Origin of the sequence: Afifella sp. H1R, assembly GCF_021462425.1 — a bacterium.
GTDB classification, from domain to species: Bacteria; Pseudomonadota; Alphaproteobacteria; order Rhizobiales; family Afifellaceae; genus Afifella; species Afifella aestuarii.
Window position 1 is genome coordinate 762,079 of record NZ_JAKEDY010000001.1, and the last position, 21,883, is coordinate 783,961.

Sequence of the window (21,883 nt, forward strand, 5' to 3'; positions counted from 1 at the left end):
AAGTGCACGCTCTCACATCGGGTCGGGACAACAATACGGCAAGGTCAGCACTTCATTTTGACGTAGGAGCCCGGAGCGTCCTCGAGCGGCTGGAGCTTGCCCCCGCCGATCTCACGGGCATCCACCCGTTTGTCGTCCAGTGTCTCGATCCAGCGCTGCCAGTCCGGCCACCAGGACCCGGGCTTCTCTTCGGCCTTCTCCATCCACGTTTCGATGTCTCCATCGGCGTTTCCATCGATCCAGTATTGGTATTTGTTCTTCGCCGGCGGGTTGATGACGCCCGCGATATGGCCTGAGCCTGTAAGGACGAAGCGCACGGGTCCGCCGAAAAACTGGCTGCCGAAAAACACCGATTTTGCCGGCGCGATATGGTCCTCTTTGGTGGCGAGATTGTAGACGGGGATCGTCACGCGGCTGAGGTCGAGCGTCTTGTCGCCGATCTTCATGCGCCCCTGAGAGAGATTGTTCTCAAGATAGCAGTTGCGCAGGTAGAAGGAATGGTTCGCCGCCGGCAGGCGGGTGGAATCGGAATTCCAGTAGAGAAGGTCGAAAGGCAGCGGCTCCTTGCCGAGCATGTAGTCGCTTACGAAATACCGCCAAATCAGGTCGTTCGATCGCAAAAGATTGAAGGCCGTCGCCATCTTCGAGCCGTCGAGATAGCCCCGCTCGGCCATGTCCTCCTCGATCGTTTCGATCTGCTCCTCGTCGGCAAACAGCTTCAGATCGCCGGAATAGGTGAAGTCGACCTGGGCGGCGAACATCGTCGCACTCGCGATCCGCTGCTTGCTGCGTCCCTTTGCGAGGTATGCGAGGGCGACGGCGAGAAGCGTGCCGCCGACGCAATAGCCGATGGCGTTGACTTTGCGCTCACCGGTGGCGCGCTCGACGACGTCGAGGGCATAGAAAATTCCCTCCTTCATATAATGCTCGAAGGTCTTGTCCGCGTGCCGCCGGTCGGGATTGACCCACGAAATGACGAAGACCGTGTGCCCCTGTTCCACCGCCCAGCGGACGAAACTCTTCTCGCTGTTGAGATCGAGAATGTAGAATTTGTTGATCCATGGCGGCACGATCAGGAGCGGTCGCTTCAAGACGCTCTTCGTCGTCGCCTCGTACTGAATCACCTGGCAGAGCTCGTTCTGGGCAACAACCTTTCCAGGCGTCGTGGCGATGTTCTCGCCGATCTTGAACGCCGTGGCGTCGGTCTGGCGCACGCGCAGATCGCCTTTGCCGGCGGCGATATCCTCCGCCAGCATGTGCATGCCTCTGACCAGGTTCTCCCCGTTGCTCTCTGCGGTGGCGCGGAGCACTTCGGGGTTGGTCATGGCGAAATTCGAGGGCGACAGCGCGTTGGCGATCTGCTGCACGTAAAAGCGTGCTTTCTGACGTGTGTGCGGATCGACATCCTCTGCATCCTCCACCAGGTCCTCGGCCCAGCGCGAGGTTGCAAGATAGAGTTGTTTCAAGACGTCGAACATCGGGTTCTGCGACCAATCCGGATCGGCAAACCGCTTGTCGGCCACGGAGTCCTGCTGACCGTCTGCGCCATCGCCCATGGCTTTGCGCAGGCCGCTGTTCCAGATCGACAGATATTGTGCCCAGAGCTTGGTCTGCGCTTCGATGGTTCGCGCCGGGTCGGACATCCAGTATTGCCCGACATGGCTCATCGTCTTCATCACTTCGGCCGTGTGTTCGGCGAGCTGGTCGGCCCCCGTCTGTCCCGTTTCGCGCGGTCGCAGATAGGCCGCGAGCGCCTTCCCGCCTTCCTCGAAGGCACGCGCCATATTGCGGGCAAAGACTTCCGGATCGGCCGCGATGTAAGAGGTGGGCAGCGGCTTGTCCGGCCGTTCCTCTGTGACATCCTCCCGCTCTTTGCGTGATTTTTTCTCCGCCATCCTGACACAATTACCTTATTAGGGGTGATCCGAGCGCCTTATGCGATATAGCACAGCAGCCAGCTCCTTCGAACTCAGCAAGGCCGAGAGCGTCAATTGCGTTTCCTAGCTCAACACTGTCATCAGAATCGCTCACATCCCGTTGGCGGATTGAGAGGGCTGACCGTTGCTGCCCTCGCACTCTTCGCGCTGACGGCCTGCGAAAGCCCCGCTCTCACAGGACTTAAGGAGAGCAGCACGCCGCCGCAAAGGCCGAGCGACCCTCAAAAGGCGGCGGCATACGACCGCACGGTCGCAGAAATCCGGGCACGCGCCGCCGCCGAAGACGCGAATCCTCCAGAGTTTCCAGGCGTGTTCGACACCGCCGTGCCGCCGAGTATGCTCGTCAGGCCGACCCGGAATGTCGCCGCATTGAAGGCCGAGCTCGAACAGATTGCCGCCGCTCGCCGCGGTGCCAATGGCCGCAGGCAGCAAGAACTCGCTGCACGAGAGGCGGAGTTGCGGCGCCTCGTTCAGCAAAATCAAAAAGAGACGGCTGAGAAAATTCGCGAAAACTCTACAAACGTGCAATAACCTCACAGCAGCGAAGCTGGCATAACCAATCCAGTCTTCGCCTGCAAATGGATGAAGGACAATGGACGAATTTCACAAGATCAAACGGCTGCCACCCTATGTTTTCGAGCAGGTCAACAGGCTCAAGGCCGCCGCTCGAGCCGGTGGCGCCGATATCATCGATCTTGGCATGGGCAATCCAGATCTTCCGACGCCGGCCTTCATCATCGAGAAGCTGATTGAGACCGTTCAGAAGCCGCGGACCAATCGCTATTCGGCTTCGAAAGGCATTCCGGGACTTCGCCGCGCGCAAGCCGCCTATTACGAACGCCGCTTCGGCGTGAAGCTCGATCCGGAACGCCACGTCGTTGCGACGCTCGGCTCGAAGGAAGGCTTCGCCAATATGGCCCAGGCCATCACCGCCCCGGGCGATGTTGTTCTCGTTCCCAATCCGAGCTATCCGATTCACGCTTTCGGCTTCCTGATGGCGGGCGGCGCGATCCGGCACGTGCCGGCCGAGCCGGGACCGGAGTTTTTCCAGGCGCTGGAACGGGCTGTGCACCATTCCATCCCGAAGCCGATTGCCGTCATACTCTGCTATCCGTCCAATCCGACGGCGCATGTCGCGGATCTCGAATTCTACCGCGACGTCGTCGCCTTCGCCCGCCGCAACGACATCTTCGTTCTGTCCGATCTTGCCTATGCGGAGATTTATTTCGACGATAATCCTCCGCCGTCGGTCCTGCAGGTGCCGGGTGCGATGGACGTGACCGTCGAATTCACGTCGTTGTCCAAAACCTTCTCGATGCCCGGCTGGCGGATGGGTTTTGCCGTCGGCAACGAACGGCTGATCGCGGCGCTCGCGCGGGTCAAATCCTATCTCGACTACGGCGCGTTCACACCCATTCAGGTGGCCGCGGCGGCAGCGCTCAATGAGGAAACCAGCCCGGCCGATGAAGCGCGGGAGATCTACAAGAGCCGGCGCGATTGCCTGGTTGAATCGTTCTCGCGTGCAGGGTGGGACATTCCGGCGCCTGCGGCATCGATGTTCGTATGGGCGCCGTTGCCGGAGCGGTTCCGGGGGGTGAGCTCGCTGGAATTCTCTAAGCTCTTGATCGAGAAGGCGGATATTGCCGTCGCTCCGGGCATCGGCTTTGGGGAACATGGCGACGGGCACGTCCGGATCGCGCTCGTGGAAAACGAGCAACGCATCCGCCAGGCGGCGCGAAACCTTCGGCGTTTTCTTGCCACGGCCGATGAAACGTTGCACAACGTCGTCCCGCTCAAGGCGAACGCCTGACAATTACCAATTCTCTCCGGGAAGGCATCCATGGATCAGCCGCTCAGGCTCGGACTGGCCGGGTTGGGCACGGTCGGCACATCCGTCATTCGGCTTCTTCGAGATCATGAAGAGGCGCTGACGGATCGTGCTGGACGGCCGTTGCGGCTTGTCGCCGTCTCCGCGCGCAACCCGAACAAAGACCGGGGCATCTCGCTCGATGGGCTCAGCTGGCACAGCGATCCCGTCGCACTCGCCTCGTCGCCGGACATCGACTGCTTCATCGAGCTGATCGGTGGCGAAAACGGCGTCTGCCGCGAGGCGACACGTGCGGCCCTCGACTCCGGAAAGTCGGTGGTGACGGCAAACAAGGCGCTTCTGGCAAAGCACGGGCTTGAACTCGCGGCCGCCGCAGAAAAAGGTGGCGGCGTGCTCGCCTTTGAGGCCGCAGTCGGCGGTGGCATCCCGATCGTCAAGGCGCTGCGAGAGGCGCTGGCCGGCAATCGCATCACGCGTCTCTTCGGCATCTTGAACGGCACCTGCAATTACATCCTGACGCGCATGGAAGCCGAAGGGCTGAGCTTCGAACAGTGTCTCGCCGACGCGCAGGAGCTCGGCTATGCGGAAGCAGACCCGAGCTTCGATATCGACGGGCTCGACGCGGCCCATAAGCTCGCCATTCTCACCTCTCTGGCATTCGGGGTGGAGCTCAACAAAGACGCCATCTTCGTGGAAGGCATCGCCTCGATCACGGCCGAGGATATCGCCGCCGCAGAAGAGCTCGGCTACCGGATCAAGCTTCTCGCCGTCGCCCAGGAGACGGACAGCGGCATCGAACAGCGCGTGCATCCGACAATGCTGCCGAAGAACTCGCAGCTCGCCCGGATCTCCGACGTCACCAATGCGGTCGCCGTTGAAGGGGACTTCATCGGGCAGGTGGTCCTCTCGGGCCCCGGAGCCGGTGGCGACGCAACGGCCTCCGCCGTCGTTGGCGATATCGTCGATTGCGCTCGCGGTTTTCGTGCGCCGCCTTTCGGGCGTCCTGTCGCAAGCCTCAAGCCTTATGAGCGAGCCCGGATGCGGGCTCATGCCGGCGGCTATTATCTGCGCTTGTCGGTGCCCGACCGCGTCGGGGCCTTCGCCGCGATCGCGCGCGCCATGGCCGACGGCGGTATCTCGCTCGATTCGATCGTGCAGAGAAATCGTCCCGCGGGCGCCGCACCGCGCGGCAATCGCGATGATCTCCGTTCTATCACCATCATCACCCACGATACGACCGAGCAGGCCGTGCGTGACGCATTGGGCCGTATCGAGGGGGAGGGTGACATTGTCGGCCGGCCCCAAATGATCCGGATTGAGGCGCTGTAAGCGCCAGAATTTTGAGGGAGGGCTAAATGGCCGATATCGATTTGTCCGCAATGGACCGGGTTCTGACTCTGGAGCTGGTGCGTGTGACCGAGCGCGCCGCCGTTGCGGCCGCCATGATGCGTGGCCGTGGCGATGAAAAGGCGGCCGACCAGGCGGCTGTCGATGCGATGCGCAACGAGCTGAACCGCCTGTCGATTCGCGGCCGTGTCGTCATCGGTGAGGGCGAGCGCGACGAGGCGCCGATGCTCTTCATCGGCGAGGAGGTCGGCAACGGCGATGGCCCCGAGGTCGATATCGCGCTCGACCCGCTGGAAGGCACGACGATCTGCGCAAAAAACCTTCCCAACTCGCTCGCCGTCATTGCGATCACGCATCGCAACGGCCTTCTGAATGCGCCCGATGTCTACATGGACAAGCTCGCCATTGGCCCGGGCTACCCGGAAGATTTCATTGAGCTCGATATGCCGCCCGAGGAAATCGTGCGCCGCATCGCCAAGGAAAAGGACGTCCGTCCGCACGAGCTTACGGCATGCATTCTCGACCGGCCGCGTCATCAGAAGCTGATCGAGGCGGTGCGTGACACGGGTGTGGCCATCCGCTTGATCGGTGACGGCGATGTTGCCGGCATCATTCATACGACGGATCCAGAGACGACCGGGATCGACTTCTACATCGGCTCGGGCGGCGCCCCCGAGGGTGTTCTCGCCGCCGCCGCGTTGCGCTGCATGGGCGGACAGATCTGGGGGCGTCTCACGCTCGATACGGACGAGAAGCGCGCGCGCGCCGAACGCATGGGGATCAGCGAGCCGCGCAAGATCTACTCGACGGAAGACATGGCGTCGGGCGACGTGCTCTTTGCGGCCACGGGCGTGACAGATGGCAATCTTCTGCAGGGCGTGAGCTTCCGCCGTGGCGTGGCCATGACCCATACGATCGTCACCCGTTCGCATACGGGCACGCAGCGCTGGGTCCGCGCCAAGCACATCGTTGAGGACAAGTTCGAATTCATCGACTGATCCGTAACAGTCGCACAATCCGACTGCTCCCGGCCCGCCGCGTCGTCGCCAGAAAGGGTCGTCGCCAGAAAGGCGGGGATCGACATCGTCATCCTGTGGCGTCGCGGTGGTGGAGCGCGGGCTACTGCCGCATAATGCCGGCATGTGGGGACGACCCGAATCATCTCTCAACTTAGAGACGCCGAGCCTCTGTCTCGGCGTCGATGCGTCTCTTAAGGGCCGCGCCTGGCGCATGCGCTTGGATGCGCGCGGTGAAGCCGCGGCCACGGCTCTCGCGCAACGCACCGGTTTGTCCGAGAGCATCTGTCGCGTTCTTGCTGGACGCGGCATCTCGGACGATGGTGCGGAGGCGTTTCTGGGCCCGTCGCTGAAGACGGACATGCCAGACCCATCCTGCCTCATGGATATGGATCTGGCTGCCGGGCGTCTCGCCGATGCCATCGAGCGCCGCGAAAAGGTGGCAATCTTCGGCGATTACGACGTGGATGGTGCGACCTCTGCAGCCCTTCTTTCGGACACGCTCTCTGGGCTCGGGGTCACGACCGAGATCTACATTCCCGACCGCCTGATCGAAGGCTATGGACCGAACCCTGAGGCGATCGTCCGTCTCATCGATGCCGGTGCGGAGCTGATCGTCACCGTCGATTGCGGCGCGACGAGCTTCGAAGCTTTGGAGCGGGCACATGCGCGTGGCGTCGATGTCGTTGTCATCGACCACCATCAGATGGGGCTCGAGCGACCGAAGGCCGTCGCCCTCGTCAATCCCAACCGGCAGGACTGCCTGTCGGGCCTCGGCCATCTTGCCGCCGTCGGTCTCGTTTTCATGACGGCCGTCGCCCTCCTGCGGGAATTGCGCCGCCGTCGCTACAAGGGTGCCCTGCCGGATCTCCTATCGGGCCTCGATCTCGTCGCGCTTGGCACGATCTGTGACGTCGTTCCGCTGACGGGCCTCAACCGGGCTTTCGTGACCAAGGGTCTTGTTGCGTTACGCCATGGAGGCCGCCCGGGATTACAGGCGCTCGCCGCCGCGGCGCGCCTCAAAGGACCTGTCGAAACCAGCCATTGCGGCTTTCTCCTCGGACCGCGCATCAATGCCGGCGGACGCATCGGTGACGCCGGTCTCGGCGCGCGGCTCCTGACGACGCGGGATGCCGCCGAGGCCGAGAGCATTGCCACCACCCTCGAACGCCTGAATGCGGAACGCCAGGCGATCGAGGCGGAAGCTGTCGCTGAAGCCTGTGCGCAGGCGGATCCTGCCACTGCAAGGACCGGAGAAACGCCACCCATTCTCGTCGTCGTCGGAGAGACCTGGCATCCGGGCGTCGTCGGTCTCGTTGCCTCGCGTCTCAAGGAGCGCTTCCAGCGTCCGGCTCTCGCCATCACCTTTGACGGGCCGAGCGGAAACGGCACAGGATCGGCCCGCTCGATCGCGGGCGTCGATCTCGGCGCGGCCGTTCGCGCCGCACTTGCCGCAGGATTGCTGGAAAAAGGCGGAGGTCACAAAATGGCGGCGGGCGTGACCGTTCGCAGGGAAAAGCTCGATGAGCTGCAGCGGTTTCTGATTGCGGAGCTCGAAGCACCCGTCGAGACGGCGCTCATCGATGATTGCATGAAGATCGACGGGCTCGTCACCGCCGATGGCGCGAGCCGGGACTTTTTCGCCGAGATCGAAAAATGCGGCCCCTTTGGCGCCGGGCACCCGTCGCCGGTATTCGTATTGCCCGCCCATCGCATTGCCTATGTGGATACCGTCGGCAACGGACATATCCGTCTCGAGCTCCGCTCCAACAGCGGAGGGCGGATCAAGGCGATGGCCTTTCGCGAAGCTGAAACGCCGCTCGGCCGCGCGCTTCTGTCGTCACGCGGGGAGGCGATGCATGTCGCGGGCACGCTTTCTCTGAACCGCTGGGGCGGACAGGAGAAGGTGGAAATGAAGCTCCTCGACGCAGCTCGGGCCTAGAAGGGGGCAGGGCAATCAACCCGCCTTCGCCAGCGGGTTATCTTCCTTCGATGCCAGAACATGTCTCTGACGTCGATCTTCCGCCTGTCGCCGCGCCTTCTCGACCGCCGCTCGCGCCTGATCGTTGAGTGCGAACATCTCCAGCGTCTCCGTTTCCGCCTCGATGACCGGTGTGATCGCAAGATCGCTGTAGGATTTCGCCTCGGGGTCCCATGCGATGCGTTTCCGCATGCGGTGGATCTTCCAGGCATAGGCGCCGAAGCGCAGATATTTTGCGGCACTTTCGGCAAGATAGAGGGGATAGAAGACCGCGGCGGCTGGCCGAGGCATGTCGGCGCGCCTCTCCAGACGATCCTTGCGGCGCAAATAGCCGCATTGCTGGGGATGGACGCCTTCGAACTTCGGTGCGCCATAAACCTGCAGGACGGAATGCCAGATCTTCACCGGCTTGATGCCGTAGGCGGCGTTGCGGCGCATGATCCGCTCGATATGCGCATCCGTGTAGTACCAGTCCCAGATGTCGCGATAGGCCTGCTGCCACGCCTCGGCGCTCATTCGAGGATGCGCGATCGTCACCGATTCGAGATCGTATTTGTTGAGATCGGGATCCATCCAGGTGCCCGCCTCGACGCCGTTCTTGTGATCTTCTGAGCCCGGCAGGGGCGTCAGCATGGTGAATTCGAGCACATCGACCGGTAGCTCACGCTGCACGATCTCGATGTCGCGCTTGAGCGTCTCTGGCGTGTCACCGGGCAGACCCATAATATAGCCGGCATAGGTGATGACGCCCGCCGACTTCCACGCCTGGAACATTTTCCGATACTCGGTGATCCGGTTCTGGTTCTTCTTCATCTGAAGAAGATTTTCCGCATTCACGCTTTCCAGTCCGACGAAGACGAATTTGCAGCCGGCGCGTGCCGCCTTTTGCACGAACCCCGGGATCTTGTGCGCCAGCGTGTCGACCTGAATGAGGAAGTCGATGCCGCATCCCTCAGCGCGCAGGGCGATCAAGCGATCGAAAATCGCTTCCCAGTTCTTGTTGCGCGCAAAATTGTCGTCGGTAACGAAGAAGCGCCTGATGCCTTCGGCGTGGTTCTTCCGCACGATGGCTTCGATGTCGTCGGCGTCGCGCCAGCGGCTCTTGCGGCCTTGCACGTTGATAATGGTGCAGAACGAGCACTGAAACGGGCAGCCGCGCCCGGCATCGAAAGAGGAGACGACGCCGTCATAGCGTTTCACGAGCCGCTGCGGCAGGTAGGGCGTGGTCTGACCCTGCAGGGAGGGTAAGTCGTCCATACAATTGTAGATCGACTGTGCGGTGCCGTTATCGACGTCGCGGAGCAAGCTGTCGAAATGCTCTTCGGCCTCTCCTGCGAACAGGATGATGCCGAGATCGAGCGCCTCCTGAAGCTCCGCTGGCAAGTCCTTCAGCATCGCGAGAGAGCCGGAAACGTGAAAGCCGCCGATCGCGACCGGCACGCCTGCGGCACGAAACCGTCTGGCGAGAGCCATTGCGCGCGGAAACTGGTTGGACTGCACGCCCACCAGACAGACGAGACCCGAATGTCCGACACGCCCGATCCTCGCGGAGATTTCCTCCACGGGCACCCGGATATTCATCTCGTCATAGGCATTCACCTCAATTGCCACATCCGGGCCGAGCACTTGGCGCTCGGCGCTCGTACGCGCAATGGCATTGAGGCAGGCCATCGAATTGGACGGGATCCACGCCTTCCACCATTGAATGACATAGCCATCCTTGTCGTAGTGTGATGGCTTGATGATCTCGACATGGAATGTGCGCACGAGCCCCTCCCTCTACGCCATTCGCCAAAGATATAGCACAATATATCTTGCCGGTCGCTCGAATAAGTCGCCCGGTCAAGCAGATCGTGTTATCCGCATAGGATTTATAGTTATAATTAGTTCGCAATGAGATTATTTGCGAGGCGCAGACCGGAAAGCCACTTAAAATGCCTCGCCAAAGACCCCTGGGTTCGTTCGAATTGAAGGAGAAAGGGTATGTTGAAGGCCTTGCTGCCAATCAGTTTTCTGTTTGCGCTCGGCAGTGTCGCGCAGGCGGACTGCTTCGACGGTCTCGGCTGTACCGACACCCATCGTTTCGAGCAGGGCGCGTTGCGCACGATGCGTTGCAGCGACCTATGGTATATCCGGAACCGGATTTTCGACGAAAATGGCTATTGCTTCAGCACAGCGCGTGGACGGGCCAACTTCGACAATTCCGATTGCTGGGAGCCTGATCAAAGCCGCGTCAGAATGAGTGCGATCGAGCGCGGCAACGTCGACGCGATCATTCGTGCCGAGCGCGCCCTTGGCTGTCGGTAGAAGAAGCCGGGCGCTGACGTGGCGGGGATGGGCTCGCCAGAACGGAGCTTCACGCTTTCAGGCGTTTGGCATGCCAGGCGAGATGGTCCTCCATGAAGGTGGAGATGAAATAATAGGAATGATCGTAGCCCGGCTGCATTCGAAGGGTTAGCGGGATGCCGCCCCCGGCGCAGGCTTTCTCGAAGAGCTCGGGCCTCAGCTGCTCAGCCAGAAAATTGTCGCCCGTCCCCTGATCGACCAAGAATTCCGGAAAGCGCGCGCCGTCGGCGATGAGAGCGCAGGCGTCATACTGCCTCCAGCTCTGTTCGTCCCGTCCGAGATAGGCGGGCAACGCTTTCTGGCCCCAAGGCACGTCGATCGGTGCAACGATTGGAGCGAAGGCCGAACACGCCCGGTAGCGTTCGGGATTTTTGAGCGCCAGCGTCAAAGCACCATGCCCTCCCATCGAATGGCCGAAGATCGATTGCCGCTCGGTATCGACGGGGAAGTTCGCCGCAATCGCAGCCGGAAGCTCGTCCCGGATATAGCTTTCCATGCGGAAATGCCGGGCCCACGGGTCTTCCGTCGCGTCGAGATAAAAGCCCGCGCCCTGACCCAGGTCATAGGCGTCGTCATCGGCAACGCCCTCTCCGCGGGGAGAGGTGTCGGGACAGACGACGATCAGGCCGTGTTCCGCCGCCGCGCGGCGGTATTCGCCCTTTTCCATGACGTTGGCATGGGTGCAGGTGAGCCCTGACAGATAGGTGACGACAGGGCAGGGCGCGACCTTCGCCTGCGGCGGAACGAAGACGGCGAAGGTCATCTCGGTTCCGGTCGCTTCAGAGGCATGGCTGTAGACGCCCTGCGTACCGCCATGAGCGGCCCAAGTCGAAATGGTCTTCACGGGGATCTCCCTTGGCTGCGGCGACGGACGCCTCAATAGACGACGACGCTTCGGATCGATTCGCCCGCATGCATCAGATCGAAGCCGCGATTGATCTCTTCGAGAGACAAGAGGTGGGTGATCATCGGATCGATGTCGATCTTTCCCTCCATGTACCAGTCGACGATTTTGGGAACATCGGTCCGCCCCCTTGCGCCGCCGAATGCCGTGCCCTTCCAGGTGCGGCCCGTCACCAGTTGAAAAGGCCGCGTGGAAATCTCCGCACCCGCAGGTGCCACGCCGATGACGATCGACTGACCCCAGCCACGGTGCGCCGCTTCGAGGGCCTGGCGCATGACCGTGACATTGCCGGTGCAGTCGAAGGTGTAGTCGGCCCCGCCGATCTGGTCTGCGCCGCGCTTCGTCAGGTTCACGAGATAAGGGACGAGATCCTCGCCAATCTCCTTCGGATTGACGAAATGCGTCATGCCGAAGCGCTCACCCCATTCCTTTTTGGAATTGTTGAGGTCGACGCCGATGATCATGTCCGCCCCGACGAGCCGCAGCCCCTGGATGACGTTGAGGCCGATCCCGCCGAGGCCGAAGACGACGGCCGTGGCCCCGGGCTCGACTTTTGCGGTGTTGACGACGGCTCCGACCCCGGTCGTCACCCCGCAGCCGATGTAGCAGATCTTGTCGAAGGGAGCGTCCTCGCGGACTTTCGCGACCGCAATCTCGGGCAGCACGGTGAAATTCGCGAAGGTCGATGTGCCCATGTAATGGTGCAGCGGCTTGCCGTCGATCGAGAATCGCGAGGTGCCGTCGGGCATCAATCCCTGACCCTGCGTGGAACGGATCGCCGTGCACAGGTTGGTCTTGCGAGACAGGCAGGAGGGACATTCGCGGCATTCGGGCGTGTAGAGCGGAATGACGTGATCGCCCTTTTTGATGCTCGTGACGCCCGGCCCGACATCGACGACGACACCGGCACCCTCGTGCCCCAGAATCGACGGGAAGAGCCCTTCGGGGTCGGCGCCCGACAAAGTGAATTCGTCAGTGTGGCAGATTCCGGTCGCCTTCACCTCGACGAGCACTTCGCCCTCTCTCGGGCCCTCGAGCTGAACATTGGTGATTTCGAGGGGTTTTCCGGCCTCAAAGGCCACCGCTGCGCGCACATCCATATTGGGATCTCCTCCAAACTCTGCAGGTCCATTTGCAAGGCAATCGCTTCTCGACAAGGCCGCATCGCATGGATGACATGCATTTTCGTCGGCAAAGCCACTTTGACCCGAAGACGCGCTTGCGCTCTTTTCGCTTGTCGAGGCGCGCCTTGCTCACATAAACGGGCACCACCGCAAGAGGGGGGAAGTTTTTTCGAATGTTCCGTAAGATATTGATCGCCAATCGCGGCGAGATCGCCTGCCGCATCATTCGTTCAGCCCAAAAGATGGGAATCGCCACTGTTGCGGTCTATTCGGAAGCGGACCGAAACGCGCTGCATGTGGAGATGGCGGACGAGAAAGTCGCGATCGGCCCGGCGCCTGCCGCTGAAAGCTATCTGAAGCCCGACAAGATCATCGAGGCTTGCCGCCAGACCGGCGCCGAAGCCGTTCATCCGGGCTACGGCTTCCTCTCAGAAAACGCGAACTTCGCGAAGGCTCTGGCAGAGGCCGGAATCGTCTTCATCGGCCCGCCGATCGGCGCCATCGAGGCCATGGGCGACAAGATCACCTCCAAAAAAGTCGCCAAGGACGCGGGCGTGAGTGTGGTGCCCGGGCATATGGGCCTGATCGAAAGCGGCGATGAGGCCGTACGTATCTCTGCCGAGATCGGCCTGCCGGTCATGCTGAAGGCATCTGCCGGCGGTGGCGGCAAGGGCATGCGCGTGGCCTGGAACGAGCAGGAAGTGCGCGAAGGTTTCGATCTCGCCCGCCGTGAAGCCAAGTCCTCCTTCGGCGATGAACGAATTTTCATCGAGAAGTTCGTCGAGCAGCCGCGTCACATCGAGATCCAGGTCCTGGCCGACAAGCACGGCAACGTGATCCATCTGGGCGAGCGCGAATGCTCCATCCAAAGACGCAACCAGAAGGTGATCGAGGAGGCGCCGTCTTCTTTCCTCGACCCGGAGACGCGCGCTGCAATGGGGGCTCAGGCTTGCGCTCTCGCTGCCGCAGTCGGCTATGAGACCGCCGGCACCGTCGAGTTCATCGTCGACCGCGATCGCAATTTCTACTTCCTGGAGATGAACACCCGGCTGCAGGTGGAACATCCGGTGACAGAGCTCGTCACCGGTCTCGATCTGGTCGAATTGATGATTCGCATTGCTGATGGCGAAAAGCTCCCGCTTGCGCAGGAAGACGTCGTCCTGAAGGGTTGGGCGATCGAAGCGCGCCTCTACGCAGAGGACCCCTTCCGCGGGTTTCTCCCGTCGACAGGTCGCCTGCGCCGCTATCGGCCGCCCGAAGACGCCGCTCGGGAAGGCACCATCATCCGCAATGATACGGGAGTCGTCGAAGGTTCCGAGATCACCCTCTTTTACGATCCGATGATCGCAAAGCTCTGCACCTATGCAGAGGGCGAGGGCATGGCCGCACGCGAAAAGGCGATCGACGTCATGTCGGATGCGCTCGACGCTTTCACGATCACCGGCATTCGCAACAACATCGCTTTCTTGAGCGGTCTGATGGCGCATCCGCGCTTCCGCCGCGGCGATCTCTCCACCGCATTCATCGCAGAGGAGTACGGCAAGAGCTTCGCGGGCGCCGAGGCGACCGACGAGGATGTGCGGATTCTGGCGTCGATTGCCACCTGCGTCCAATTGATCGAGCGGGTTCGGCTGGACAATCTATCTGGTCGCCTGCGGCCCCATCCCGGCACCATTCGCCCGGATTGGGTGGTTCTGATCGATGGTGAAGCGGTCGATATCACCATCACCTCGGGGATGCCTTCGATCCCGTTCGACGTCGAAATGATCGTCGACGGCATCGAGCATCGGGTGGTGACGGCGTGGAAGCCGGGCGACCTTCTTTGGCACGGCATCGTCGACGACCAGGAGGTGTTTGCCCAGATCGAGCGTCGCGGTGCTGCCTTGCGTGTCGAGCGACGCGGTGTCGCCCGAATGACGCAGCTCATCCGTCCCTCCGTTGGCCAGATTTATCGCCATATGCCGGAAAAGGCGGTGAGCGAGCTCGACAACCGCCTGGCGTGTCCGATGCCGGGGATCGTCGTGTCGCTTCCAGTTGAGGAAGGACAAAAGGTCGAGGCCGGCGAGACTCTCGCTACCGTCGAGGCGATGAAGATGGAGAACGTGCTCCGGGCCGAGCGCGATGTCGTCATCAAGAAGATCTGCGCGGCCCCGGGCGACGTCGTGGCCTTCGATCAGGTGCTCATCGAGTTCGAGTAAGCCGCCTGAATGATCACAACCGGGAGGGGGTTTCACTCGTCAGATTGCGCGCGATAAAATTGGGTGTGACAAAAAGGGAGATTTTTCCCGATGTGGCTCCTGAAAAGCATCCTTCGACAATTCGTGCGCAATGGTCGGCTCACTCTGATCGACGCCGAAGGTCGCGAGCATCTTTTTGGCGGCAAGAAGCCCGGCCCGGTTGTGACCATGCACCTGCATGATCCGAAGCTTCATTGGCAGATGGCGATGAATCCGGAGCTCGTCGCTCCGGAAGCCTATATGGACGGGACACTGACATTCGAAAACGGCGCCACGGTCCATGACTTCTTGAGGCTCTTTTCGATCAATCAGGATTACCTCTCCGCCCATCCGGCGCAGACCGTCGTCAACACCGGCTATCGCGCTCTGAGACGCTGGCATCAGAACAACATGCCAGGCAGGTCGAAGCAGAACGCCAAGCATCATTACAACGTCAAAGAGGATGTCTACCGCCTCTTTCTCGACGATCGGATGCAGTATTCCTGCGCCTATTGGCGTGACCCGGATCACGAGACGCTGGAGGAGGCCCAGCTCGCAAAGCTGCGCCATATCGGCGCGAAACTTCGGCTCCAGCCCGGAATGAAGGTCCTGGAGATCGGCTCCGGATGGGGAGGTCTTGCGATCTTTCTGGCCGAGACGTTTGATGTCGAGGTCGTCGGTGTCAATCCGGCAACGGAACAGCTGGCGGCGGCCCGCCGATGGGTCGAAGAAAAAGGCCTGTCCGACCGGGTCGAATTCGTCGAGAAGGACTACCGTGAAATCGAAGGCGAATATGACCGCATCGTCTCGGTCGGAATGTTCGAGCATGTCGGCTATCGTTTCTACGATGCCTTCTTCCGAAAGGTTTTCAGCCTGTTGAAGCCCGACGGCTTCATGGTGCTGCACTCGATCGGCCGCATGTCACCGCCGGGAATCACAGGGCCATTCCTCAACAAGTACATTTTCCCCGGCGGCTATGTGCCGGCCATATCGGAGGTTTTTGCGGCGACGCAGCGCAACCGCCTATGGGTCTGCGATGCGGAGGTGCTCCGCCTCCACTACGCCTATACGATCAGAGAATGGTACAATCGCTTCCAGGCCAACCGCGACAAGGCGATCGAATTGATGGACGAGCGCTTCGTCCGGATGTGGGAATTCTATCTGGCAGCGGTGGAGCTCGGCTTCGTGCACGGCTCCAACATGGTCTTCCAGCTTATTCTGTCCCGCCAAAGGGATGCCGTCCCGATTGTGCGGGACTGGATCCAGGAGACCGAAGAGCACCTGCGCCAGGGTTCCCTCTTGGCCGACGCAGCGCAATGACGTCAAAGGCACGGTGATCGTGGCAGATAAGACCGTTCGAGTGGTCATAAAAGGACGTGTCCAGGGCGTATCTTACCGGGCGTGGACCAAAGGCAAGGCGCGTGACCTCGACCTTTCGGGCTGGGTGGCAAACCGGAGCGACGGGGCGGTGGAGGCTGTCTTCACCGGCCCGGTCGACAATGTGGACAAGATGCTCGCTGCGTTGCGCTCGGGACCGGCTCTGGCCTCGGTCGAGTCCGTCGAGGTGGTTGGCGGAGGGGAGCCCCAAAGCGGGCCCTTCCGCGTGGAGCATCTCGGCCGTTAACATTGATTTAAGTTTGAATTAACGTTTCAACTCTTCGTTAAGGTAGGCTTGCGCCTGCAAGGCGAACGGGTTGGGATGATGCCGTCTTCGAAAGGCTCAAGGCTGCGTTGGGCGCTTTTCTGCGGGCTCGCAATCGGTGCGGCCGCGGCATCCGGCGTGGCGTCCGGCAGACCTTTGGACGGCCGGAATACGATGCTTGCTGCGGACCATTCCAGCGACAGAGTGGCCAATGTGCGTCTGCATTTCATGCCTGAGGACGATCCTCGCGAGGGGCATGTGAAAGTGCTCCTGACACCCGAAAGCCGGTCTCTGAGCTTTTTCGAGGCTCGTCAGGCGGTTCAGCAGGCGTTTCTGGAGACGCTGAAGGAGCCGCGCTTGCCCGACAACCTGACCCGGGTCTCCGTGACGGTGCAGCTCGCCCCTGCCGGCACCGAGCCGGAACAAAGCCGCACCTACCTCTACATTCGCAAGACGGCCAAGACCTGGACGGTGATGGCCGCGCCGTAGCTCGTGCTCGGGCGCGCTCTCACGGTTCGCGGGCGAGGGGGCCGAAGACGTCTTCGAAGGCAGCGATGAGAGCCCGATCCGCATCCGCCATATTCGCGGAGATGCCGAGATCTTTGAGGCTGGTGACGCCGTAGGCCGTGATTCCGCAGGGGACAATCCCGGAGAAATGCTCAAGATTGGGCGCCACATTGAGCGATATGCCGTGAAAGGTGACCCAGCGGCGGACCCGCACGCCCAGAGCCGCAATTTTGTCTTCGGTCGGTGAACCGTCAAAGAGAGGGGGCTTGTCCGGCCTCTGCACCCAGATTCCGACCCGCCCGTCGCGGCGCTCTCCGGTCACGCCGAAACGCGCCAGAGCCGAGATCAGCCATGCCTCCAGGCAGCGCACATAGACGCGGATATCCCTTTGCCGCTTTTCCAGGTCGAGCATCAGATAGGCGACCCGCTGGCCCGGCCCATGATACGTGTATTGCCCGCCTCTGCCGGTCTTGAAGACCGGAAAACGCTCGGGCGTCAGCAGGTCCTGAGCACGAGCGCTCGTTCCGGCGGTGTAAAGCGGGGGGTGTTCGAGAAGCCACAGGCATTCTGGAGCCTCGCCGGCACGAATCGCGGCAGCGCGCTCTTCCATGAAGGTCAGCGCGGCTTCGTACGGAATCGGTCCGTTGGAAACCCGCAGCTCGACCGGCGCACCTGGATGATCGGGCCATAGACGTTCGGTTTGTCTCTCACCTCCGGCAAGAGATTGGACGCCCCGTGCAGGGGCTTCAGGCAATGAGGTCATGGCGGATCACATAACCCTCGGCGCCAGCAAAGGCGAGGGGTGGCAAAGGCCAGACCTGGCAAAGGCGACAGCGGCCGCCCCGCGCGCGTGACCCGTACCGAGCCCCGTCCGACCGCGTCATTTTGGGAAAGCGCATCTTGTGGCGAGACTGGCCTTGTTTCGGCTCCGACCATTTGCTACATGACCGCGCGCTGGCTTGACCGGCGCAGGATTTCGCGGTCGTGGCGGAACTGGTAGACGCGCAGCGTTGAGGTCGCTGTGGGGCAACCCGTGGAGGTTCGAGTCCTCTCGACCGCACCAATTTAAAAAGGTGGCTTCGGCCACCTTTTTTATTGTCTGCAACACCGGCGTTTCTGGCCGGCTCCGCTGGACCCGGTCGAGCCGCAGCCCTAAAGACGTGCGATGCAGACAGATACGCTCCCACGCGAAGACGAAGAGACGGCGCTTCCGCAAGTTCGCGACGAGGAAGGCTCGCTCAACGGTGCCTACCTGGCGGCGGTCTCGGAGGCGATCGAGACGAGCGACGCCGAGCGACTGCGCGTTCTGATCGGCGATCTCCACGAATCAGATCTCGGCGATGTTCTGCAGGCGATCAGCCGCGAAGAACGCGAGGCGCTGATCGCCCTCATGGGCGGCGATTTCGACTGGACGGCGCTGACCGAGGTCGACGAAACCGTCCGCGACGAGATTCTCGAAACGATCCCCAATACGGCCATCGCCGAGGCCGTCCGCGAACTCGATTCGGACGATGCGATCGGCATCCTCGAGGATCTCGCGGACGAGGATCGTGAGGAGATCCTGGCCGCGCTGCCGCTTGCCGAGCGAATCAAGCTGGAGCGCAGCTTCGACTATCCGGAGGAATCGGCCGGTCGTCGAATGACGACGCGGTTCATCGCGGTTCCGCCCTTCTGGACCGTGGGGCAGACGATCGATTTTCTTCGGGAAGATGATCGGCTGCCCGACGATTTCACCGAAGTCTTCGTCGTCGATCCGCGGTTCTGTTTCCTCGGCACGGTGTCGCTCGATCGTCTGCTGCGCACGAAGCGGCCGGTGCGCATCGAAGAGATCATGGGCGAAGTCACCCATTCGGTCTCCGCGACCGACGACCAGGAAGAGGTCGCTCGTCTGTTCGAGCGCTACAACCTTCTCTCCGTCGGTGTCGTCGACGAAAGCGATCGGCTCGTTGGTGTGATCACCATTGACGATATCGTCGACGTCATCGAGGAAGAGGCCGACGAAGATATCAAGCGCCTCGCTGGTGTCGGCGACGAAGAGCTGACGGACACCTTCGTGAGCGCGGTTCGCTCTCGCTTCATTTGGCTGCTGCTCAACCTCGGCACGGCGCTGCTCGCATCGGCGGTCATCGGCCTGTTCGATGGCACCATCTCGCAGATGGTGGCCCTTGCCGTGCTCATGCCGATCGTTGCCTCGATGGGCGGAAATGCCGGCACTCAGACCATGACGGTGGCCGTCCGGGCTCTGGCGACACGTGACATCGAAACCATCAATCCGATACGCTTCATCTCAAGGGAAGCCCTCGTAGGTCTCGCCAATGGTGTGCTCTTCGCGATCATCATAGGCGTCGTGGCGGGCTTATGGTTCTCCAGCACCCAGCTGGGCGGGATTATCGCCGTTGCCATGATCATCAACATGGTGGCCGCTGGGCTCGCCGGCATTCTCATTCCGCTCGCTTTGGAAAAAGCCGGTGCCGACCCCGCGATTGCCTCTTCCGTCTTCGTTACGACCGTCACCGATGTGGTGGGCTTCTTCGCATTCTTGGGCCTTGCCGCCTGGTGGTTCGCCATTTCGTGACGGCGCCGATGTCACGCAGAAAAAAGATTTCTCAGCGGCCGGGCTCCCAGGGTGCGTCATTAACGACCGATAAAGGCTAACCGTCCATGAAGGGCCGATCCTTGGGGACGGCTTACATGACGCGCGCATTTCCCGTTTCGTACCGCAGGCTGGCGCCTGTTTTTCTCGCAGGCCTCTTGCTCACCGGCTGCGGCGGAGCTGCAATCAAATATCTGCCCGATTCAGACCCGCATCCGGGCGTGGCACGCGCCCATGCCATGCCCGTCCAGGGCATCGACATCTCCAAATATCAGGGAGATATCGACTGGAACCGGGTCCGCGCCGACGGCATTCGCTTCGCCTACATCAAGGTGTCGGAGGGCGGTGACCATGTCGACGAGAATTTCTACGACAATTGGGAAGCCGCAGCCCGTGCGGGCGTCCCGCGCGGCGCCTACCATTTCATGTATTGGTGCCGAACGGCTGCCGAACAGGCGTTGTGGTATCAGCTCGCCGTGCCGCAGGATAAGACCCAGCTTCCCCCGGTTCTCGACCTGGAATGGAATCATCAATCGCAGAGCTGCCCTCACAAAATCTCCAAGGAAGAGGCGCTCGCCAAGATCGATGTGATCCTGAAGGCGATGGAAGAGCACACCGGCAAGAAGCCGATCATCTACACCGACATCAACTTCCATAAGGACATTCTGGAAGGACGCTATAAGGATTACCCGTTCTGGCTGCGCAGCGTCGCGGCCGAGGCGAAGGAGCGCTTCAAGAACCGGCCGTTCCTGTTCTGGCAGTTTACGGCCACCGGTCGCGTCGATGGAATCAAGGGCGCTGTTGACCGCAACGCGTTCAACGGGGACGAAAAGACCTGGAGACGCTGGTTGAGAAGTCAGACAGGGCTTTGATTCGATGACGATCAATATCCGCAGATTGAAAGCCTCTGACCGTTCCGCCTGGGAGCCTCTGTGGCAGGCCTATCTCGCCTTCTATGGTGTCGATCTCGCGCCGGAAGTGTGCGATGTGACGTGGCGTCGGCTGGTTCTGGAAAAGGGCGCGATGTTCGCGCTTGGCGCCTACGATGCCGACCGGCTTGTCGGTTTTGCCCATTGTCTCTTTCATCCGGCAACGTGGGCGATCGCCGATCGGCTCTATCTCGAAGACCTCTTCGTGGCATCGGACGCGCGCGGGCTCGGTGCCGGACGGGCTTTGATGGACGCCGTCTTCGCCGAAGCGGAAGCGCAGAATGCCGACAAGGTTTACTGGCAGACAGAGGCTTCGAACCGACGCGCACGTGCCCTTTATGACCAAGTTGGAACATTGACCGCCTATGTCAGATACGAACGTTGAGAAAGCTGCGGCCCCAAAGATCGAGGGCATTCTAGAAACCGCCGTCTATGTCGCGGATTTGGCGGCAGCCCATGCCTTCTACGGAGAAACGCTCGGTTTGGAGCGTATGACCGGCACGTCGCGGATGATGACCTACGCGGTGGGACCATCCGAGGTTCTCCTCGTATTTCATCGTGGCGATACGCTGGAAGACACAAAGACGGCGGGCGGAGTGATTCCGGGCCATCATTCTGAAGGCCCGGCGCATTTCGCCTTCCGCATCGCCACCGACAGCTACGGTAAGTGGAAACGCCATCTGCAGGCGAAGGACATCGCTATCCTCAGCGAAGTCAACTGGCCGCGCGGCGGGCGCAGCCTCTATTTTCGCGATCCCGACGGCAACGTCGTTGAGCTCGCCACTCGCGGACTTTGGCCGAACTTCTGAAGCTGGCGGCCAGTCGGGCTCGCCGTAGCGCTTACAGCCACCGGCCGACGCGCGCCTTGTAGGCGAGATATTCTGCGCCGAAAGCGTCTTCGAGGTGCTTCTCTTCAGGCTGTGCAGCGAGGCGATCCATCAGCACCAACGCGACCGGCGCGAGCAAAACCAGCCACCAATTGGCGAAGGCGAGTCCGAGCCCGACAACGAGCATGACGTTGCCGACGTAAAACGGATTGCGGGAATATCGAAACGGGCCCTCGGTCACGAGGGCGGAGGCCGCCCGATCGGGTCGCAGGGTCGTTCTGTGGGGCTTGAAGGTTCGATAGCCCCACAGGTCGATCGCGAGAGCGGCAAGAACGATCAAGCCTCCGAGACCACGCAGGGTGCCGTCTGAATCGGGCCAGGGCAGGGGTGCGATATAGGCGAGAAGGAGCCCGAGAAACACTGAGCCGGCCACGATGATGGGTGGCCAGGGGACCGAGCTTGGCGCGGTCTGCGGATTTGAGTCGTTTTCCACGGTGCCTCCCGTCGAAGCTGTTGTGGTCGCCAATCAGATCTGGTGGTGCCTCAACACAGTCTCTCCGACAATTAGACTTGCGTTCTTTCCCGGCGCTCAAGGCACGCGAAAAATCGGCGCATCCCTTGGTGAGGCAACCCACAGGGCGCCCGGACGCCGCACAGAAGAGTACGAGCCTCTTCAATCCTCGAGA

The 21,883-nt window shown here is 61.5% G+C and carries 20 protein-coding genes and 1 tRNA gene; 15 read left to right on the plus strand and 6 right to left on the minus strand.

The features are described from left to right. Positions 1 to 44: 44 nt before the first annotated feature. Positions 45 to 1,895: an alpha/beta hydrolase gene (locus L0F51_RS03485; RefSeq protein WP_234627951.1), complete on the minus strand. Its 1,851-nt coding sequence runs from the start codon at positions 1,893 to 1,895 to the stop codon at positions 45 to 47. Positions 1,896 to 1,991: 96 nt separating this feature from the next. On the opposite strand from L0F51_RS03485, the gene L0F51_RS03490 reads away from it, so the two are divergent. From L0F51_RS03490 to recJ, 5 genes are all read left to right on the plus strand, one after another. Next, a complete protein-coding gene (locus L0F51_RS03490; RefSeq protein ID WP_234627952.1) occupies positions 1,992 to 2,468 on the plus strand; it encodes a hypothetical protein in 477 nt (158 codons plus the stop codon). Between the two features lie 61 nt (positions 2,469 to 2,529). Next, complete coding sequence (locus L0F51_RS03495) at positions 2,530 to 3,747, plus strand: LL-diaminopimelate aminotransferase (protein WP_234627953.1); 1,218 nt, start codon at positions 2,530 to 2,532, stop codon at positions 3,745 to 3,747. A 30-nt stretch (positions 3,748 to 3,777) separates the two neighbouring features. Continuing rightward, positions 3,778 to 5,094 (plus strand): homoserine dehydrogenase, encoded by a 1,317-nt coding sequence (locus L0F51_RS03500; protein ID WP_234627954.1) that lies wholly within the window; start codon positions 3,778 to 3,780, stop codon positions 5,092 to 5,094. Between the two features lie 26 nt (positions 5,095 to 5,120). After that, complete coding sequence (glpX, locus tag L0F51_RS03505; protein ID WP_234627955.1) at positions 5,121 to 6,110, plus strand: class II fructose-bisphosphatase; 990 nt, start codon at positions 5,121 to 5,123, stop codon at positions 6,108 to 6,110. 232 nt (positions 6,111 to 6,342) lie between these two features. After that, positions 6,343 to 8,070 (plus strand): single-stranded-DNA-specific exonuclease RecJ, encoded by a 1,728-nt coding sequence (recJ, locus tag L0F51_RS03510; protein ID WP_234627956.1) that lies wholly within the window; start codon positions 6,343 to 6,345, stop codon positions 8,068 to 8,070. Positions 8,071 to 8,085: 15 nt separating this feature from the next. On the opposite strand, the gene L0F51_RS03515 is transcribed toward recJ, so the two are convergent. Beyond that, positions 8,086 to 9,876 carry a radical SAM protein gene (locus L0F51_RS03515; RefSeq protein ID WP_234627957.1) on the minus strand — a complete coding sequence of 597 codons (1,791 nt, stop codon included), beginning with the start codon at positions 9,874 to 9,876 and terminating at the stop codon, positions 8,086 to 8,088. Between the two features lie 216 nt (positions 9,877 to 10,092). On the opposite strand from L0F51_RS03515, the gene L0F51_RS03520 reads away from it, so the two are divergent. Next, positions 10,093 to 10,416, plus strand: coding sequence for a YARHG domain-containing protein (locus tag L0F51_RS03520; protein WP_234627958.1), 324 nt, complete (start codon positions 10,093 to 10,095; stop codon positions 10,414 to 10,416). Between the two features lie 49 nt (positions 10,417 to 10,465). On the opposite strand, the gene fghA is transcribed toward L0F51_RS03520, so the two are convergent. Further along, positions 10,466 to 11,299, minus strand: coding sequence for an S-formylglutathione hydrolase (gene fghA / locus L0F51_RS03525; RefSeq protein WP_234627959.1), 834 nt, complete (start codon positions 11,297 to 11,299; stop codon positions 10,466 to 10,468). Between the two features lie 32 nt (positions 11,300 to 11,331). Next, positions 11,332 to 12,459: an S-(hydroxymethyl)glutathione dehydrogenase/class III alcohol dehydrogenase gene (locus tag L0F51_RS03530; protein ID WP_234627960.1), complete on the minus strand. Its 1,128-nt coding sequence runs from the start codon at positions 12,457 to 12,459 to the stop codon at positions 11,332 to 11,334. Positions 12,460 to 12,656: 197 nt separating this feature from the next. On the opposite strand from L0F51_RS03530, the gene L0F51_RS03535 reads away from it, so the two are divergent. The 4 genes from L0F51_RS03535 (at position 12,657) to L0F51_RS03550 (ending at position 16,830) form a co-directional block, all read left to right on the plus strand. After that, positions 12,657 to 14,681, plus strand: coding sequence for an acetyl/propionyl/methylcrotonyl-CoA carboxylase subunit alpha (locus L0F51_RS03535; protein WP_234627961.1), 2,025 nt, complete (start codon positions 12,657 to 12,659; stop codon positions 14,679 to 14,681). 90 nt (positions 14,682 to 14,771) lie between these two features. Next, positions 14,772 to 16,019, plus strand: coding sequence for a cyclopropane-fatty-acyl-phospholipid synthase family protein (locus L0F51_RS03540; RefSeq protein ID WP_234627962.1), 1,248 nt, complete (start codon positions 14,772 to 14,774; stop codon positions 16,017 to 16,019). Positions 16,020 to 16,059: 40 nt separating this feature from the next. Continuing rightward, positions 16,060 to 16,323 carry an acylphosphatase gene (locus tag L0F51_RS03545; RefSeq protein ID WP_234627963.1) on the plus strand — a complete coding sequence of 88 codons (264 nt, stop codon included), beginning with the start codon at positions 16,060 to 16,062 and terminating at the stop codon, positions 16,321 to 16,323. A 192-nt stretch (positions 16,324 to 16,515) separates the two neighbouring features. Next, positions 16,516 to 16,830 carry a hypothetical protein gene (locus tag L0F51_RS03550; protein WP_234627964.1) on the plus strand — a complete coding sequence of 105 codons (315 nt, stop codon included), beginning with the start codon at positions 16,516 to 16,518 and terminating at the stop codon, positions 16,828 to 16,830. A 19-nt stretch (positions 16,831 to 16,849) separates the two neighbouring features. On the opposite strand, the gene lipB is transcribed toward L0F51_RS03550, so the two are convergent. Next, positions 16,850 to 17,611: a lipoyl(octanoyl) transferase LipB gene (lipB, locus tag L0F51_RS03555; protein ID WP_234627965.1), complete on the minus strand. Its 762-nt coding sequence runs from the start codon at positions 17,609 to 17,611 to the stop codon at positions 16,850 to 16,852. 215 nt (positions 17,612 to 17,826) lie between these two features. Between lipB and L0F51_RS03560 the strand changes: the two genes are divergently transcribed. The 5 genes from L0F51_RS03560 (at position 17,827) to L0F51_RS03580 (ending at position 21,179) form a co-directional block, all read left to right on the plus strand. Further along, positions 17,827 to 17,911 (plus strand) — tRNA-Leu (locus L0F51_RS03560). Positions 17,912 to 18,013: 102 nt separating this feature from the next. Next, on the plus strand, positions 18,014 to 19,423 hold the full coding sequence (mgtE, locus tag L0F51_RS03565; RefSeq protein ID WP_234627966.1) for a magnesium transporter: 1,410 nt from the start codon (positions 18,014 to 18,016) through the stop codon (positions 19,421 to 19,423). Positions 19,424 to 19,539: 116 nt separating this feature from the next. Then, positions 19,540 to 20,313 (plus strand): glycoside hydrolase family 25 protein, encoded by a 774-nt coding sequence (locus tag L0F51_RS03570; RefSeq protein ID WP_234627967.1) that lies wholly within the window; start codon positions 19,540 to 19,542, stop codon positions 20,311 to 20,313. Between the two features lie 4 nt (positions 20,314 to 20,317). After that, complete coding sequence (locus tag L0F51_RS03575) at positions 20,318 to 20,755, plus strand: GNAT family N-acetyltransferase (protein ID WP_234627968.1); 438 nt, start codon at positions 20,318 to 20,320, stop codon at positions 20,753 to 20,755. Further along, a complete protein-coding gene (locus L0F51_RS03580) occupies positions 20,736 to 21,179 on the plus strand; it encodes a VOC family protein (protein WP_234627969.1) in 444 nt (147 codons plus the stop codon). The genes L0F51_RS03575 and L0F51_RS03580 overlap by 20 nt, the downstream gene beginning before the upstream one ends. A gap of 31 nt (positions 21,180 to 21,210) precedes the next feature. Here the strand turns inward: L0F51_RS03580 and L0F51_RS03585 are convergent, their stop codons facing one another. Further along, a complete protein-coding gene (locus L0F51_RS03585; protein WP_234627970.1) occupies positions 21,211 to 21,690 on the minus strand; it encodes an isoprenylcysteine carboxylmethyltransferase family protein in 480 nt (159 codons plus the stop codon). Between the last annotated feature and the right edge of the window lie 193 nt (positions 21,691 to 21,883).